Annotated in this window: 16 protein-coding genes; 11 read left to right on the forward strand and 5 right to left on the reverse strand. The window is 61.0% G+C overall.

What is annotated here, in order from left to right; translation table 11 throughout:
- Positions 1-127: 127 nt before the first annotated feature.
- The 9 genes from rph (at position 128) to I6L34_RS11615 (ending at position 9,606) form a co-directional block, all read left to right on the forward strand.
- A complete protein-coding gene (gene rph, locus I6L34_RS11575; RefSeq protein WP_005339589.1) occupies positions 128-844 on the forward strand; it encodes a ribonuclease PH in 717 nt (238 codons plus the stop codon).
- A 75-nt stretch (positions 845-919) separates the two neighbouring features.
- Complete coding sequence (gene pyrE, locus I6L34_RS11580) at positions 920-1,585, forward strand: orotate phosphoribosyltransferase (protein WP_005339591.1); 666 nt, start codon at positions 920-922, stop codon at positions 1,583-1,585.
- A gap of 179 nt (positions 1,586-1,764) precedes the next feature.
- Positions 1,765-4,194 carry a heavy metal translocating P-type ATPase gene (locus I6L34_RS11585; RefSeq protein WP_075116068.1) on the forward strand — a complete coding sequence of 810 codons (2,430 nt, stop codon included), beginning with the start codon at positions 1,765-1,767 and terminating at the stop codon, positions 4,192-4,194.
- Positions 4,195-4,584 (forward strand): Cu(I)-responsive transcriptional regulator, encoded by a 390-nt coding sequence (gene cueR, locus I6L34_RS11590; protein WP_005356117.1) that lies wholly within the window; start codon positions 4,195-4,197, stop codon positions 4,582-4,584.
- A 127-nt stretch (positions 4,585-4,711) separates the two neighbouring features.
- On the forward strand, positions 4,712-5,866 hold the full coding sequence (locus I6L34_RS11595) for a GGDEF domain-containing protein (protein WP_005339596.1): 1,155 nt from the start codon (positions 4,712-4,714) through the stop codon (positions 5,864-5,866).
- Positions 5,867-5,896: 30 nt separating this feature from the next.
- Entirely contained in the window at positions 5,897-6,160 is a 264-nt protein-coding gene (locus I6L34_RS11600) for a YihD family protein (RefSeq protein WP_005339598.1), read from the forward strand.
- Positions 6,161-6,315: 155 nt separating this feature from the next.
- Positions 6,316-7,767, forward strand: a complete 1,452-nt coding sequence (ccoG, locus tag I6L34_RS11605; RefSeq protein ID WP_005357450.1) for a cytochrome c oxidase accessory protein CcoG — start codon at positions 6,316-6,318, stop codon at positions 7,765-7,767.
- Positions 7,768-7,870: 103 nt separating this feature from the next.
- A complete protein-coding gene (locus I6L34_RS11610; RefSeq protein WP_216954736.1) occupies positions 7,871-8,860 on the forward strand; it encodes a serine/threonine protein kinase in 990 nt (329 codons plus the stop codon).
- Between the two features lie 137 nt (positions 8,861-8,997).
- The gene (locus I6L34_RS11615) at positions 8,998-9,606 is read left to right on the forward strand and encodes a thiol:disulfide interchange protein DsbA/DsbL (protein WP_005339604.1); all 609 of its coding nucleotides are present in this window, start codon (positions 8,998-9,000) and stop codon (positions 9,604-9,606) included.
- Positions 9,607-9,678: 72 nt separating this feature from the next.
- Here I6L34_RS11615 and pncB read toward each other — a convergent pair whose 3' ends face one another.
- Positions 9,679-10,857 carry a nicotinate phosphoribosyltransferase gene (pncB, locus tag I6L34_RS11620; RefSeq protein WP_005342020.1) on the reverse strand — a complete coding sequence of 393 codons (1,179 nt, stop codon included), beginning with the start codon at positions 10,855-10,857 and terminating at the stop codon, positions 9,679-9,681.
- A 101-nt stretch (positions 10,858-10,958) separates the two neighbouring features.
- The gene (locus I6L34_RS11625) at positions 10,959-11,594 is read right to left on the reverse strand and encodes a nicotinamidase (protein WP_005357452.1); all 636 of its coding nucleotides are present in this window, start codon (positions 11,592-11,594) and stop codon (positions 10,959-10,961) included.
- 74 nt (positions 11,595-11,668) lie between these two features.
- Here I6L34_RS11625 and I6L34_RS11630 point away from each other — a divergent pair, with 74 nt between their 5' ends.
- Together I6L34_RS11630 and I6L34_RS11635 are read left to right on the forward strand one after the other, a co-directional pair.
- Positions 11,669-12,319 carry a DNA mismatch repair protein MutT gene (locus I6L34_RS11630; RefSeq protein ID WP_058056258.1) on the forward strand — a complete coding sequence of 217 codons (651 nt, stop codon included), beginning with the start codon at positions 11,669-11,671 and terminating at the stop codon, positions 12,317-12,319.
- Complete coding sequence (locus I6L34_RS11635; RefSeq protein ID WP_216954737.1) at positions 12,316-12,831, forward strand: DUF523 domain-containing protein; 516 nt, start codon at positions 12,316-12,318, stop codon at positions 12,829-12,831. The genes I6L34_RS11630 and I6L34_RS11635 overlap by 4 nt, the downstream gene beginning before the upstream one ends.
- Here the strand turns inward: I6L34_RS11635 and I6L34_RS11640 are convergent.
- The 3 genes from I6L34_RS11640 to I6L34_RS11650 form a co-directional block, all read right to left on the reverse strand.
- Positions 12,747-13,721, reverse strand: a complete 975-nt coding sequence (locus tag I6L34_RS11640) for an acyltransferase (RefSeq protein WP_216954738.1) — start codon at positions 13,719-13,721, stop codon at positions 12,747-12,749. The genes I6L34_RS11635 and I6L34_RS11640 overlap by 85 nt on opposite strands.
- Before the next feature lie 6 nt (positions 13,722-13,727).
- Entirely contained in the window at positions 13,728-14,627 is a 900-nt protein-coding gene (locus I6L34_RS11645; protein WP_005356150.1) for an acyltransferase, read from the reverse strand.
- A gap of 126 nt (positions 14,628-14,753) precedes the next feature.
- Positions 14,754-16,268: a YifB family Mg chelatase-like AAA ATPase gene (locus I6L34_RS11650; protein ID WP_058056255.1), complete on the reverse strand. Its 1,515-nt coding sequence runs from the start codon at positions 16,266-16,268 to the stop codon at positions 14,754-14,756.
- Positions 16,269-16,418 lie beyond the last annotated feature (150 nt).

The following is a 16,418-nucleotide window of genomic DNA, read 5'->3' on the forward strand; positions in this document are numbered from 1 at the left end:
AAGTGTGCGGCCAGTATACTCAGCCCGGCCCTGCTCGTCAGCCGATGCCGTGGTTTTAGCGGCTGATATTTGGGGCGGGATCACTTATAATCCCCCGCCAATTTGAGCCAGCCCAGAGGTCCGTTCCATGTCACGTCCAAGCGATCGCAGTGCCGCGCAACTTCGCCCGGTTACCATTACCCGCAATTTCACCAAACATGCAGAAGGCTCAGTGCTGGTGGAGTTCGGTAACACTCGCGTGCTCTGCACCGCCAGCGTCGACACCAGCGTGCCGCGCTTCCTGAAAGGGAAGAATCAGGGCTGGGTGACTGCCGAATACGGCATGCTGCCGCGCTCCACCCACTCCCGGATGAACCGCGAAGCGGCCTCCGGCAAGCAGAGTGGCCGTACTCTGGAGATCTCCCGTCTGATCGCCCGCTCCCTGCGCGCCGCGGTAGACCTGACTGCGCTGGGCGAGCACTCCATCACCGTTGACTGTGACGTGCTGCAAGCCGATGGCGGTACTCGCACCGCTTCCATTACCGGTGCCTGCGTGGCGCTGGTGGATGCGCTGAACTGGATGGTCGAGAAGGGCATGATCAAGCAGAGCCCGCTCAAGCAGATGATCGCCGCCGTCTCCGTCGGCATGTATCAGGGCGAAGCCATCTGCGATCTGGAGTACATCGAAGACTCCGCCGCCGAGACCGACATGAACGTGGTGATGACCGAAGATGGTCGCATCATCGAGGTGCAGGGCACCGCGGAGGCCGAGCCCTTCACCCATGAAGAGTTGCTGGAGATGCTGGCGCTCGCCAAGGGCGGCATCGCCGACATCATTGCGCTGCAGAAGCAGTCGCTCTCCTGATTTTAAAAACGCGGCATTGACCGCGTTTTTTTATACCCCCACACAAGACAACGACAAGCCAAGCAAGGAGCCAGAATGAAAGCCTACCAGCGTCAATTTATCGAGTTCGCCCTGGAGAAACAGGTCCTCAAATTCGGTGAATTTACCCTGAAATCCGGTCGTAAAAGCCCCTACTTCTTCAACGCCGGTCTGTTCAACAGCGGCCGCGATCTGGCCCGTCTCGGCCGCTTCTATGCCGCCGCCCTGATGGATGCCGGTATCGAGTTCGATGTGCTGTTTGGCCCGGCCTACAAGGGGATCCCCATCGCCTCCGCCACTGCCGTGCAACTGGTGGAGCAGCACGACGTGGACGTGCCCTGGTGCTTCAACCGCAAGGAAGCCAAGGATCACGGCGAGGGCGGCAATCTGGTGGGCAGCCCGCTCAAGGGTCGCATCATGCTGGTGGATGACGTTATCACCGCTGGCACCGCCATCCGTGAATCCATGGATCTGATCCAGGCCAACGGTGCCTCGCTGGCGGGCGTGCTGATCGCGCTGGACCGTCAGGAGAAGGGCAAGGGCGAGCTCTCCGCCATTCAGGAGGTGGAGCGTGACTACGGCGCTCACATCATCGCCATCATCCAGATGAGCGACCTGATCGCTTATTTGGAAGAAAAGCTGGAAGAGAAGCAGGCCGAACAGCCGGAGCTGGCTGAGCAACTGGTTGCCATGAAGGCTTACCGCGCCCAATACGGTATCTGAGTTCCGCTCACACCTCGCAATAGCTGAATGCGGCGCCCGTTTGTTCTCTGGCAGCAAACGGGCGCAGTTTTTTTCATCTGCAAAAAGTGGATCATGTGGCTTGAGCTTGCCCTTACAGTAAAGGTTAGGGTTTGCAAGTCGGCGTTTTGTGGTGCCGACGGGTTCCGGGGAGGAACAACATGACCACTCATCTTCAATCACCCATTCATCTGCAGTTGCCGCTCAGCGGCATGAGCTGCGCCAACTGCGCAGGCCGCATCACGACCGCCCTCAACAAGCTCGACGGGGTATCGGCCACCGTCAACTTCGCGCTGGAGCAGGCGGCCATCGAGTTGGCCAGCCCCGATCGCCTGTCTGCGGTGCTCGACAGCATCAAGAGTCAGGGTTACGACTACGGCAGCGAGACCTTTTTGTTTCAAATTACCGGTATGACTTGTGCCGGTTGTTCGGCTCGACTGAACAAGATGCTGGCGGCGCTGCCTGGCGTTATCTCCGCCGAGGTCAACTTCTCCATCGAACAGGCCCGGATTGTGCTGGTCCCCGGGATGCAGACTCCGGCCGCTTTGCGTGAGCAGATCGAGGCACTCGGTTTTGGCGCCCAGCTGGCACAAGGCTCGGCCAGCGGCCGTCGCCAGCAGTTGCTGGAGAGGGAAGCGCAGGAGGCGGCGACTGCCCGTCAGGCGCAAACCCGGGTCATCGTCTCGGCTTTGCTGACCTTGCCGCTGCTGGTGGGGATGCTGGCCATGGCCGGACTGTTCCCCTGGCATCTGCCCGCCTGGCTCGAGTTGGTGCTCGCCACCCCGGTGCAGTTCTGGATCGGGGCCCGTTTCTATCGCGGCGCCTGGCTCGCCATCAAGAACCGCGCAGCCAATATGGATGTTCTGGTGGCCACCGGCACCAGCGCCGCCTACTTCTACAGCCTCTATCTGTTGTTGACGCTGGGGATGGCTGCCAGCGGCAAGATCTACTTCGAAGCGAGCGCCATCATCATCACCCTGATTTCTCTCGGCAAGTTGCTGGAGGCACGGGCCAGACGCAGCACCCAGTCCGCCATTCGTGAACTGATGGCGCTGCGGCCGGAAACCGCCACCGTCTGGCGTGGTGAGAGCTGGCAGAGCGTCGCCATCGACGAGGTGCTGCGCGGCGATCGGCTGCGGGTGCTGGTGGGTGAGCGGGTGCCGGTGGATGGCAAGATCCTGAGCGGCGCCAGCGAACTGGACGAGTCGATCCTCACCGGCGAGAGCCTGCCAGTGCCGCGCAGTGTGGGCGGCAAGGTGCTGGGCGGCGCCATAAACCGCTCCGGCGTGCTGGAGATCGAAGCCACGACCGTGGGGGAGGACTCCAGCCTCAACAAGATCATCGCATTGGTGGAGAGTGCCCAGATGGGCAAGGCCCCGCTGCAGCAGCTGGTGGACAAGGTCTCCGCCGTGTTCGTGCCGGTGGTGATGACCATCGCCCTCTTTACCCTGCTGGTGTGGTACGCCATCAGCAACGACTTCGGTCAGGCCCTGCTGGCGGCTGTGGCGGTGCTGGTGATCGCCTGCCCCTGTGCACTTGGGCTGGCCACACCGGCGGCCATCGTCACCGGTACCGGCGTCGCGGCGCGCCACGGCATTCTGATCAAGGATGTGGATACCCTGCAGAAGGCCCACGCCATCAAGGCGCTGATCTTCGACAAGACCGGCACGCTCACTCAAGGCAAACCGGTACTGGCCAGCTGGAGCGGCAATGACGAGCAGTTGCATCTGGCCGCCGCCCTGCAGCAGGCGAGCGAACACCCGCTGGCGCTGGCGATGCGCGAGGCGGTCGGCAGCGGGGTGGCACTGCCTCAGCCGGAGGTGGTCGAGGTGCGGGTCGGTGCCGGTATTGTCGGTCAGGTAGCGGGTCACACAGTCGCCATCGGTAATGGCTCCCTGCTGGCCCAGCTCGGCATTGAACCGCCGCAACAGGATGAACAAGCCGCCGATGGGGCGACCCGGGTTTGGGTTGCCATCGACGGTGCTGTGGTTGGTATCGCTGCTTTGGCCGATACCCTGCGCCCCGAGAGCCCGGAAGCCATCGCCACCCTGCGCCAGCGCGGCATCGCCAGCTGGCTGGTGAGCGGCGATGCACCGGCGCCGGTGGCCCATATTGCCGCCAAGCTGGGGCTGGACGGGGCCTTTGACTCCGTGCTGCCAGCGGGCAAGGTGGAGAAAGTGGAGGCGCTGCGGGCGCAAACCCGCGGGCTGGTGGCTATGGTGGGGGACGGGGTGAACGATGCCCCGGCACTGGCCGCGGCGGACGTCGGCATCGCCATGGGCTCCGGCTCCGATGTGGCGATGGAGACAGCTTCCATCACCCTGATGCGCTCCGACCCGCGGCTGGTGGCCGACGCCATCGATATCTCGGCGGCGACCTGGCGCACTATCCAGCAGAATCTGTTCTGGGCCTTCGTGTTCAACATCATCGGCATTCCGCTGGCGGCGCTGGGCTACCTGAGCCCCGAGCTGGCGGGGGCGGCCATGGCCCTGAGCAGCATCACTGTTTTGAGCAATTCCCTGTTATTGAAACGCTGGCAGCCCAGGGCGGCGCACGGGCCAGCATCCAACCCGATCAGTAAGGAGGCATAAATGAACATCAGCAAGGTTGCCAAGGCCACTGGGCTGACCGCCAAGACCATCCGTTATTACGAGAGCATTGGCCTCATCACTGCCCCGGTACGCAGTGACAACGGCTATCGCAGTTACACCGAGGGGGCGCTGCGCGAGCTGCGTTTCGTCAAGCGGGCGCGGGAGACCGGCTTCAATCTGGAGGAGTGTCAGGAGCTGCTGGCGCTCTACCGTGACGAACACAGAACCAGCGCCCAGGTGAAGAAGCTGGCGCAGGAGAAGATCGTCGATCTGCGTGCTCGCATCGCCGGGCTGCAGGCCATGCTTACCTCTCTGGAAGGGTTGGTTTGCTGCTGCCACGGGGATGAAAATCCCGAGTGCCCGATCCTCGACGAATTGGAGAAGGGGTGAGCAAGGACTCACCTGCCAGCGCAGAAGAAATCGTTATTGATTGATTAACTTCTTAATAAGCGGCGCTTTATTGTTGCGGGTCAGGGGGTAATGGTAGACTGCTCGGCTCTTGTACAGGAGTACTCAGTTGACCCAGAGTGTGACACGCCAGGTTAAGCAGGCCATTATGGCCCAGCTCTATACCCATGCATCGTTCAGTCTCCCCTGTTTGGGCGTGTTGGCATTTGGCTGGAGTCTGCTGTTTCACGACTATCTACCCGCCATCGAAGCGCTCGGTTGGCTGGCAGGCACTTTCCTGTGGCTGCTGGGTCGGGGCTGGCACCTGCGCTGGCGCCGAGCCCGCCTGCACCAGACGCCGTTGCCGGTGCTGGAGCGGGAGCTCTTTATCGGAGCCACCATCACCTCCATCATCTGGGCCCTCGGGGTGCTGCTCTACATGGACAAGCTGCCCGATACCTACCGGGCCGCCATGATGATGCTCTCCAGCCTCATTCTTACCGGCAGCGCCATCATGCTGTTTGGCAGCCGCCGTACCCTCTATGGTTCCGCCCTGCCGCTGGGTATGGCGATGCTGTTCGAGCTGGGCAATGGCAACGAGCAGGAGCGGATCGTCTCCTGCATGCTGGCGGGCTATCTTTTTGTCTTTCTGCCGACCCTGCTGCGCCGGATGCGGCGGGATCAGATCGCCTCGCTCCACCACCGCTTTTCCAACGCCGAGCTGGTGGCCGAGCTGAAGGCGGTCTCCGAGCATTTGCGTCTCACCTCCCGCCTCGACGGCCTGACCGGCATCGCCAACCGCGCCCATCTCGACGACTCTCTGGAGCGGGCCTGGCGGCGCTGCCATCGCGCCCGGGCGCCGCTGTCGCTGGTGCTGGTGGATGTGGATTACTTCAAGCAGTTCAACGATCTCTACGGCCATCAGCTGGGGGATGACTGCCTGCAACAGGTGGCGGGCTTGCTGGCCGAGGTGGAGCGGCGCGAGGACGATCTGGCGGCCCGTTACGGGGGCGAAGAGTTTGCCTTGCTGCTGCCCTGCACCGGCATGCAGGGGGCATTGCAGGTGGCGGACAATGTGCGGCAGGCGCTCAAGGAGCTGGCCATCCCGCACCAGAAGTCACTGGTCTCCGGTCGGGTCACATGTAGTTTTGGTGTTGCGACACTGATACCGGACAACAGCATGAAAATCGCCGATTTGATCCAAAAAGCGGATGCGGCCCTGTATCAGGCCAAGCATAATGGGCGGGATCGAATCGAAGTAGCCTTGATGGGTAAGGTTGCCTGAATTTAACGTGACAGATTAAAGAGGTTGTCTATGCAATGTCATCGTATCGAAGAGCTGCTGGAGTTGTTGCAGCCTGCCTGGATCAAGGAACAGGATCTCAGCCTGGTACAGTTTGTTGCCAAACTGGCCCAAGAAGCGGGATTTGAAGGGCCTCTGTCCGAGCTGACCGACGACATGCTGATCTATCACCTCAAGATGCGGGAATCCGACAAGCAGGCGATGATCCCCGGTCTGGCCAAGGATCATGTGCCCGATTTCAAAGAGGCGCTGCTCAAGGCTCGCGGAATCAAGTGAATCTTTAGCGGAAGCGCATCACCTCGTGGTGATGCGCTTTTTTGTTGCCGAAAATTGCGATCCAACCCCAACATTAGATACATCTAATCCACACAATTAGCATGCTGTTTAAGATATAATCCGCTCCATAACAAATAAGGGAGCGATGTCTTGCAATGGCCGACCACGATAAAATCGATATCAAGGACGTCACCGACAAGGGCGTAACCGGGACCTTCAACCCCAATACGTTCAAAGCCAGCGACGACAGATTCAACCCGGGCAACCGCATCTATGTGCGGGCCCAGAAAGGGTATTGGCAGCGGATGCGCAAGGCCATGGGCTGGTTCTTTGTGGCGCTGTTCGTGCTGCTGCCCTGGCTGCGTTACGACGGGCGACAGGCGGTGCTGTTCGACCTTGGTCACCAGCAGTTCCATATCTTTGGCGCCACCATCTGGCCGCAGGATCTTACCCTGCTCGCCTGGCTCTTCATGATCGCCGCCTTCGGACTCTTCTTTATTACCACCTTCCTCGGTCGGGTCTGGTGTGGCTATCTCTGCCCGCAGACGGTCTGGACCTTCATGTTCATCTGGTTTGAAGAGAAGCTGGAAGGGCCCGCCAACAAACGGCGCAAGCTGGACGAGGCGCCCTGGAGCGGCGAGAAGCTGGCCCGCAAGGGAGCCAAGCATCTGGCCTGGCTGGCGATCTCGCTGGTGACCGGCCTGACCTTCGTCGCCTACTTCCAGGATGTAACTGAACTGGTGCCGGACCTCTTCACCCTGCAGGCCAGCGGATGGGTGCTGTTCTGGGTGATCTTCTTCACCATCATCACCTACGGCAACGCGGGTTGGATGCGTGCCATCATGTGTATCCACATGTGCCCCTATGCCCGCTTCCAGTCCGCCATGTTCGACAAGGACACCTTCATCGTCGGCTATGACACCAAGCGTGGCGAGACCCGTGGCGCCCGCTCCCGCAAGGCGGATCCCAAGGCGATGGGGTTGGGTGACTGTATCGACTGCGATCTCTGCGTGCAGGTCTGCCCGACCGGTATCGATATCCGCGATGGCCTGCAGTACGAGTGCATCAACTGTGGCGCCTGCGTCGATGCCTGCGACCAGACCATGGAGCGGATGGGTTACCCGAAAGGGCTCATCAGCTACACCACCGAGCACAAGCTGGCCAACGACTCCACCCATGTGGCGCGGCCCAAGCTGATTGGTTACGGGCTGGTGATGGCGGTGATGCTGGGGGTATTTGTCTACAACGCCATGTCCATCATGCCGATGGGGCTCGATATCCTGCGGGATCGCAACCAGCTGTTCCGCGAAAACAGCGAGGGGCTGATTGAGAACACCTACACCCTCAAGATCCTCAACAAGACCCTGCAGTCCCAGACCTACCAGCTGGATGTGGAGGGCTTGCCCGAGTATCAGTGGTTCGGCCCCCGTGAAGTGACCCTGAAGGCGGGCGAGATCTACACCCTGCCGGTCAGTCTGGCGGTCGATCCCTACAACCTGAAGCGGCCGGCGCTGGATATCCAGTTCGTGCTGAAACGGGAAGGGGCAGCGCCCGATGACAGCAAGGGCAATCTGCGCCAGGGCAGCAAGTTTATCAGCCGGTTGTAACTGCGTGTGGCTGCGGGCGGGGCGTGACACCAGTCCGGTCACCAGCGAGCACGGCAATGCCGGTCAGTAGTGATAGAATGGGGCGCAACGGCGCCCCTTTCTTATGGTGGATGACATGCGTTTCAACTATTCCGACCTCAATCCCGACCTCATCATGGATGCGCTCGATCTCAGTGGCCTGCGGCTCGACTCCGGCCTTATCGAGCTCAACAGCTACGAAAACCGGGTCTACCAGTTTCAGGATGAGGATCGTCGTCGCTTTGTGGTGAAGTTCTACCGTCCCGGCCGCTGGAGCCGGGCCCAGATCCTCGAGGAGCACGAGTTTGCCACCCGTCTCGCCGAGGCGGAGATCCCGGTCGCCGCGCCGCTCGCCTTCGCGGGCGAGACCCTGCTGGAGCACGAGGGCTACCCCTTTGCTATCTGGCAGAGCGTCGGTGGCCGCCAGTTCGAGGTGGATAACCTCGACCAGCTGGAGTGGGTGGGGCGTTTCCTCGGTCGCATTCATCAGATCGGCGCCAGCAAGCCGTTTCATCATCGGGTGCGGCTCGATGTGGAGAGCATGTTGCACGAACCGCGTCAGCTGCTGGCGTCTGGCGAGTGGCTGCCAAGCGGGCTGGCGAAGCAATTCTTCGGGGTACTCGACGAGCTGATCAAGCATGTGAGCGACGCCATGACCCTGGATGTGGCGCAGATCTCCCTGCATGGCGACTGCCACCCGGGCAACATCCTGTGGCGCGATGGCCCCATGTTTGTCGATCTCGATGATTGCCGCACCGGCCCCGCGATTCAGGATCTCTGGATGATGCTCAGCGGCGAGCGCCACGAGCAGCAGATCCAGCTCGACACCCTGCTGGCGGGCTACGAGGAGTTTATGGAGTTCGACTCGCGGGAGCTGGCGCTGATCGAGCCGCTGCGAGCGATGCGCATCGTTCACTACATGGCGTGGCTGGCGCGGCGCTGGGAAGATCCCGCCTTCCCCCGTCACTTCCCCTGGTTCAATACCGATCACTACTGGCGTCAACAGATAGCGACACTGCACGATCAGCTGGAGGCACTCAAGGCGCCGCCGTTGAGTCTGATGCCAAACTGGTGAAATAGAAGGGATCTTGCGCGGCAAGGGGGACTCGATCTCCGGCCCTGACCATTGACGTCAGCATGGCGAAACAATAGGCTTGGCACTGCTTCGGTTCGCCGGGCGTGCCTCACAGTGATCCCTTAACAGGAAACATCATGAAAAAAGTTCTATTTTTCCTTGCTGCCATGCTGATGATCCCCATGGTTCACGCCGCCCCCGAGTTCAAGGAAGGCGTCAACTACGATGTGGTCAAACAGACTGGCAGTGCCCAGCCGGAAGTGATGGAGTTTTTCTCCTACTACTGCCCGCACTGCGCTACCTTCGAACCGATCGTTGAACAGTTGAAGGCCGGGTTGCCAGAGGGTGTGCCCCTCAAGAAGAACCCGGTTGCTTTCCTCGGTCGCGAGATGGGCCCCGAGATGCAGCGTGCCTATGCCGTTGCCAGCCTGCTAAATGCCGAAGCCAAGCTGACTCCGGCCATCTTCACCAAGATCCACACCCAACGTCAGCCGCCGATGAGCCGTGACGATGTGAAGAAGATCTTCGTGGACAACGGCGTACCGGCTGAAGAGTTCGACGGTGCCGTCGACAGCTTCGCCGTCTCTGGCATGGTCTCCCAGTTCGATCGCAACACCGAGAGCTACAACATTCGCGGTGTACCGGCTTTCCTGGTGAACGGCAAGTACATGGTGAAGATTGAATCCATCACCTCTCAAGAGCAGTTCAACAAGCTGGTGCAGTTCCTGCTGGCCAAGAAAGACTGATACCCCTTGAGTCGATAAAAAAGCCCGCCGGTGCGAACCGGCGGGCTTTTTGTTTTCTGGTGTTCGGGAAGATCAGACCCCGACGTGGAACGCCTGTTTGAGGTTGCGGATAAACTCCGCATCCCGGCAGAGGGTCTTGCCCGGGCTGTCGGAGATCTTGGCAACCGGGCCGCCATTGCACTCGATCAGCTTGAAGACGATGTTCATCGGGCTGACGCCGGGCAGATCGCAGGTGAGCTTGGTGCCGATGCCGAAGCTGGTGTTGATGCGGCCGCGGAAGTGGCGGAACAGCTGCACCGCTTTGTCGAGGTTGAGCCCGTCGGAGAAGACCAGGGTCTTGTCGGTGGGGTCGATGCCGAGCCGCTGATAGTGGCTGATCGCCTTCTCGCCCCACACCACGGGATCGCCGGAGTCGTGACGCAAGCCCTGGTAGCTGCTGGCCAGCTCGAAGTCGAAGTCCCGCAGGAAGGCATCCATGGTGATGCAGTCGGTCAGGGCGATGCCGAGATGGTCGGTGAACTCGTCCAGCCAGCTGGTGAGGGCAGCGCGCTGGCTGTGCTCCAGCGGGAAGCCGAGCTGCTGGTGCGCCTGAAACCACTCATGGGCCTGGGTGCCGACCGCGGGCAGCTTGTACTTCTGGGCCAGCATGTAGTTGCTGGTGCCGCGAAACGCCGGCAGCCGCTCCTTGAGGCGACCCACTACCGCATCCTGTACCGCGTGGGAGAAGCGGCGGCGGGTGCCGAAGTCGATGAGGTTGAACTCGCTCATCTCGTCGCTGCTCAGCTCCTTCTCCAGCTTGTCGATCTTCTGATCGAGCCGCTCCAGCGCATGGCTGACGCCGAACTGGGGATAGCGGAAGCGGTTGCGCATCTCGCTGATGATGGCGAGCACCGGGATCTCCCACAGGATCACATCCTGCCAGGGGCCCTCGACCCGCACATTGATGCGGCCATCCTGCTCGAACACCTTGAGCAGGGAGGCGTCGAGCGGCTTGCGACGCAGGTGGTCGAGGTAGTCAGGAGTGAAGAAGGGACGCTCGGCCAGAAAATCGAGCTCTGGCCTGGTCAGTCGCAGGGAACCGGCGAGGCGCAGTTGCTCCTCGATCTGCCCCATCATGGGCAGCAGATCCTCTTCATTGCGGCTGTGAAACTCGGCTACCACCTCGGCATCCGGATAGCGATGGAACACCGCCTGCTGCATATGCAGCTTGTAGGCATCGGTGTCGAGCAGGCTGGTGAGGATTGGAGGCATATCAGGCTCCTCGCAGACTGGTGAGCACGATGGTGCTCCCCTGCCGCATATGTAACGTGCAGGCATCGGTGTCGAGCAGGCTGGTAAGAATCGGTGGCATATCAGGCGTCCAGCAGGCGTTGTACATCGATCAGGGTCTGGGCCAGTTCGGCGCCAGCCTCAATCATCTGGGTGTGGGCGCTGGCAACCGTCGCGGGCGCGATGCCACGGCAGGCATCGAGATGGACGATCACCCGGAAACCGGCGCGACGCAGTTGCAGTACGCTGGTTTTGACACAGTAGTCGGTGGCGAGGCCGCCGACCAGTACGGTATCGACCTTGCGGGCTTGCAGGAATTCGATGAGTCCGGTGCTGCGCCGTTCGGCCAGGTCGTGGAAGCAGGTGCCGTAGGGATGCAGATCAGGCTCGACCCCCTTCCAGACGAAGAAGTCATAGTCGATGGGGGCGGGCAGGCCGTCGAGCAGCTCGAAGCCCTTGCTACCCGGCACGCAGTGCACCGGCCAGGTGAGGTCTGCGTTGGGCAGATCCAGCGGCAGCAGCATGCCGGCGGGGTCAGAAACGGCCCAGTCGGCATTGGCAGGGTGAGAGTCCTTGCTGCCGATCCGCAGCGTGGCGAGGGTGGCCTGAGCGTTTAGCGCAGCCACAATATCATCACCGCCCGCAACGGGCAGTTCGTTCGGGCAGAGGGGGGTAAAGCCCTTCTGCGCATCAATATCCAGGCTGGCGACGGTTCCCATGATTGGCTCCTGCACATACTATTCGTGTGATATTATCTACCAAACATTAATGGAAGGCGAGCAGGGCGATCGGCATGCTGAGAATGAGTCTGGATATGGTGGTGCTGCGGTTGCATGAGGAGCGGCTCGAGCTGCTGCTCGAGACCCGCGATCGCCCCCCCTTTGCCCACTGCTGGCAACTGCCTGCGCTGCGCATCGACGAGACCCGGGATCGGGATCTCGATGCCGCCCAGCGCCGTCTGCTGGCGGAATGGGGGCTCGGTCACTGCTACAGCGAGCAGGTCTGCACCCTCGGCAATCTGGAACGGGATCCCCGCGGCTGGTCCACGACCCTGGTCTATCTCTGTCTGGTGGATCCGGAAGTGGAGGCGATCCACGGCTGCTGGCATCCACTCGCCAACCTGCCGGGGCTGAGCCTCGCCTTCGACCATGTCCAGCTTATCGCCAAGGGGCTGGAGCGGCTGCGGATCAAGAGCCGCTACAGCACCCTGCCGCTGCAACTGCTGGGGCCCGAGTTCACCCTATCCGAGGTGCAGCGCGCCTTCGAAATCATCCTGCAAACACCCATGAATACGGCGGCATTTCGCAAGCGGATCCATCGCGCCGACATTCTGGTGGATACCGGCCGCAAGCGCACTGGCAAACAGCGCCCCGCCATTCTCTATCAGCTGGAGAGCCCCTGCTGCGTGATGTTCGATCAGGTGATGCATGGAGCGGAAGCATGAGTGAGACCGGCGTGCACAAGGTGCTGGTGAGTGCCTGCTTGCTTGGTCAGCCGGTGCGTTACGACGGTCAGAGCAAGGGGATTGTCAGCGACTGGCTGAGTGAGCTGGGTGCCGAGGGGCGGGTGCTGGCCTTCTGCCCCGAAGTGGCTGGCGGTTTGCCGACCCCACGCCCCCCTGCCGAGCGACAGGGCGAGCTGGTAGTGACGGCGAGCGGGCTGGATGTGACTGAAGAGTTTGATCGCGGCGCCGAGCTGGCGTTGGCTATTTGTCAGGCGCAGGGCATTCGCTTCGCCCTGCTGAAAGAGGGGAGCCCCTCATGTGGTAGCGGCCGTATCTATAACGGCCGCTTCGAAGGTGTTTCTGTGGAGGGCGAGGGCAAGACCACTGCCCTGCTGCGCCGCCACGGGATTGCAGTCTTTTCCGAAGATCAGTTGGCCGAGTTGGCCGAGTTGGCCTCGGCACTCTCTTTGGATTCCTCCCCGGATTTGGCGGCAACTGGCAGCGGTGACTGACCGCTCTGCCACCCCTCCAGCACCTCGTCCTTCTCCTGCCAGCGCTGGTTTAGCCACTCCTGAAAACCGCGCTTGAACTGCTTGTCGTTGAAGTAATCTCCAATCAGCTGCTCATTCACCGGCAGCTCCTCAATCCGCACCTGAATGCGTTTTACCCGCCCCATCAGGAAGTCCTTGAACGGGGTCTCGGCGTTGTCCGGATAGCGGATGGTGACGTTGATCAGGCTGTCGAACTGCTCGCCCATGGCCGCCAGTGTAAAGGCCAGTCCTGCCGCCTTGGGCGGCATCAGGTGACGATAGCGGGAGCGGGCCGCATCCCGTTTCTGCTCGGTGAAGCGGGTTCCTTCCACGAAGTTGATGACGGTAGTGGGGATGTGGCGAAACTTCTCGCAGGCGTTGCGGGTGGTCTCGATATCCTTGCCGCGCAGATGGGGATTTCTTAACAGAAACTCTCTCGAATAGCGGCGCATAAAGGGCATATCGAGCCCCCAGCAGGCGAGCCCCAGCAGCGGGATGTAGATGAGCTCGTGCTTCATGAAGAACTTGGGCACCGGCAACCTATCCCTGAACAGGTGACCGAGCACCACGATATCGGTCCAGCTCATATGGTTGCTGATGATGAGATACCAGCCATCTTTGCGCAGCTTGGTATTGTCCTCCACCTGCCAGTCAATACGGGTGGTGAGGCGGATCACCAGCGCATTGCAGGCTAGCCACAGTCTCATGAAGCGGTTGTTGAGGCGGCTGCAGGCGCGGCCAAAGGCCGGGATCGGCAGTACTAGTTTGGCCAGCGACACCAGCAGGATCAGGCTGGCGCACAAGGCGGTGAAAAGGATGGTCAGGCCTGCGCTGATGATCAGCACCAGCGGGCCGGGAAGCAGGGATAGCATGAATGTTTACTGCGCCTTGGTTGCCAGCAGTTGGCTCAGGGTCTGGTCCTTTTCGTGCCAGATCCCGTTCAACCACTGTTGAAACTCTTGTTGGAACTCGGGGTCATTGAAGTAATCCCCCACCAGCTTGCGGTCGATCGGCAAATAGCGGACCTGAACCTTGATTTGCCCGACCCGGCCACACATGAAGTCCCAGTAGCTGGGGATGCCGTCCGGATAGGCGATGGTGACATCCACCAGTTGATGCAACTGGTCACCCATGGCTGCCAGGGTAAAGGCGATGCCGCCTGCTTTCGGTTGGAGCAGGTGACGATAGGGCGAACCCTGCTTCTGATGTTTGCCCTTGGTGAAGCGGGTGCCTTCGACGAAGTTCATCACACTCACTGGAATGTGGCGGAACCTGGCACAGGCTTTACGGGTTGTTTCAATGTCTTTTCCCTTCAGATGGGGATGTTTTTCCAGAAATTTCCTGGAATATCGCCGCATGAAGGGGAAGTCGAGCGCCCACCATGCCAGACCGAGAAAAGGTACCCAAATAAGCTCTTTCTTGAGGAAAAACTTCAGGAAGGGGATTTTTTGGTTAAAAACCCGCTGCAATACCAGTATGTCGACCCAGGATTGATGGTTGGCAATCACCATATACCACTCATTCCTGCGCCCTTTGTCCACTCCGACCACCTCGAAAGGGGTTTTGATGATGGTTTTCTGGATCAGATTGTTGAAACCGATCCAGCAGCTGGCACAGCCATCGAGCAGCCAGTTGCAGAGGGTGCGCCACCCCTTGAGGGGGAGCAGGAGCTTGAGCAGACCCAGCGAGAAGATGGGGACAAACCAGAAGAGGGTGTTGAAAAAATAGAGCAGGGTGGAGAGGCTGCCGCGCAGTCGCTCTGTCAGCTTGTTGGGCATGAGTCGGGTCCGTCTTGCTGTCGATAAAGGGCCATCAAGTGGTCAGATCTGTGGCCATAATATCAGCCGATTGCCCGTGAGACCATTCAGAGCCGTTACGGGGTTGGACTCACCCTTTCCCTTCTGTCAGCTGCTGCGCAATCGCGACAGCAGCCTGTCCATGGCGCGATAACCGAGCGCCTCGATAAGATGCTCCTTGCCGATGGCGGATTGCTCGGCCAGATCGGCGATGGTGCGTGACACCCGCAGGATGCGATGCCAGGCCCGGATGCTGAGCCCCAGCTTCTGGATGGCGTTCTCCAAAAATTCGGCATCTTGCGGTGATAAGCGGCAAATATCCTCTATCTCACGGCTATCCAGCAGGTTGTTGAGTTTGCCGTTACGGCTCAGCATGCGCTCTCGCGCCGCCAGTACCCGATCGCGGATCTGCTGGCTCGATTCCCCTCGCTCCGCCTTGCCGGTCAGGCTCCCCTTGGGCAGCAGCGGCACCTCCACCGTCAGGTCGAAGCGATCGAGAAAAGGGCCGGAGAGCTTGCCGAGGTAGCGCAAGATCTGATCCGGGCTGGAGCGGGTCTGGCCGTCGCCATAGTGGCCACAGGGGCTGGGATTCATGGCGCCCACCAGCTGGAAGCGGGCGGGAAAATCGACCTGGCGGGCGGCCCGGCTGATGGTGATGTGGCCCGTCTCCAGCGGTTCACGCAGGGAGTCGAGCACCTTGCGCTCGAATTCGGGCAATTCATCCAAAAACAGCACCCCGTTGTGGGCCAACGAAATTTCGCCGGGGCGCGGGTGGCTGCCACCGCCCACCAGCGCCACGGCGGAGGCGCTGTGGTGGGGCGTGCGATAGGGTCTGTGGTGCCAGTGGCCGGCGCGTGGGGTGAGGCCACCGATGGAGTGGATGGCGGCGGTCTGCTGCGCCTCCTGCTCGCTCAGTGGCGGCAGAATGCCGGGCAATCGGCTCGCTAACATGCTCTTGCCGGTGCCAGGCGGGCCGATAAACAGCAGGTTGTGGCTGCCGGCGGCGGCGATCTCCAGCGCCCGCTTGGCCTGTGACTGGCCGATCACATCCTGCAGATCCGGCACATCGGGCAGGCTCTCCGCGCTTTGGGGATCCGGCTGCGGCAGTTCGTACTGACCGGCCAGCCAAGCTGTGACGGCCAGCAGCTGATGGGCGGTGCGCACCTCGGCATCCTGAATGAGGGAAGCTTCGGGGCCGTTCTCCCGCGGTACCAGCAGGGTGCGCCCCGCATCCCGGCAGGCGAGCACGGCGGGCAGCACCCCGAGCACGGGGCGAATTTCGCCGGTCAGGGCCAACTCCCCCAAAAATTCGTGATCGAGCAGGTATTTTGCGGGTATTTGTTTGGAAGCAGCGAGAATGCCGATAGCGATGGCCAGATCGAAGCGGCCCCCCTCCTTGGGCAGGTCGGCGGGGGCCAGATTGACGGTGATGTGTTTGCTCGGGAACTCGAAGTTGCCGTTGAGCAGGGCACTGCGGACCCGATCCCGCGACTCCTTCACCGAGGTTTCCGGCAGGCCGACCATGTTGAAGGCGGGCAGGCCGTTGGAGAGGTGAACTTCCACTGTAACTTGCGGGGCCGCGATCCCGAGGCTGGCACGGCTATAAACCACAGCTAATGACATAAATCCCGTCCTTGAGTTGATATATGTTCTGACTAACTGCTTGTTGTTGGTTTTTTATTCCAGAGTTCCGGCTGAGGAATAGCCAAAATCAGTGGGTTGTCACAGAAAAAAGGCTTGCCCAATAAAAATCACCGTGCTAGTTCTAATAGC

This window comes from Aeromonas sp. FDAARGOS 1404, from assembly GCF_019047085.1.
Lineage (GTDB): Bacteria > Pseudomonadota > Gammaproteobacteria > Enterobacterales > Aeromonadaceae > Aeromonas > Aeromonas veronii.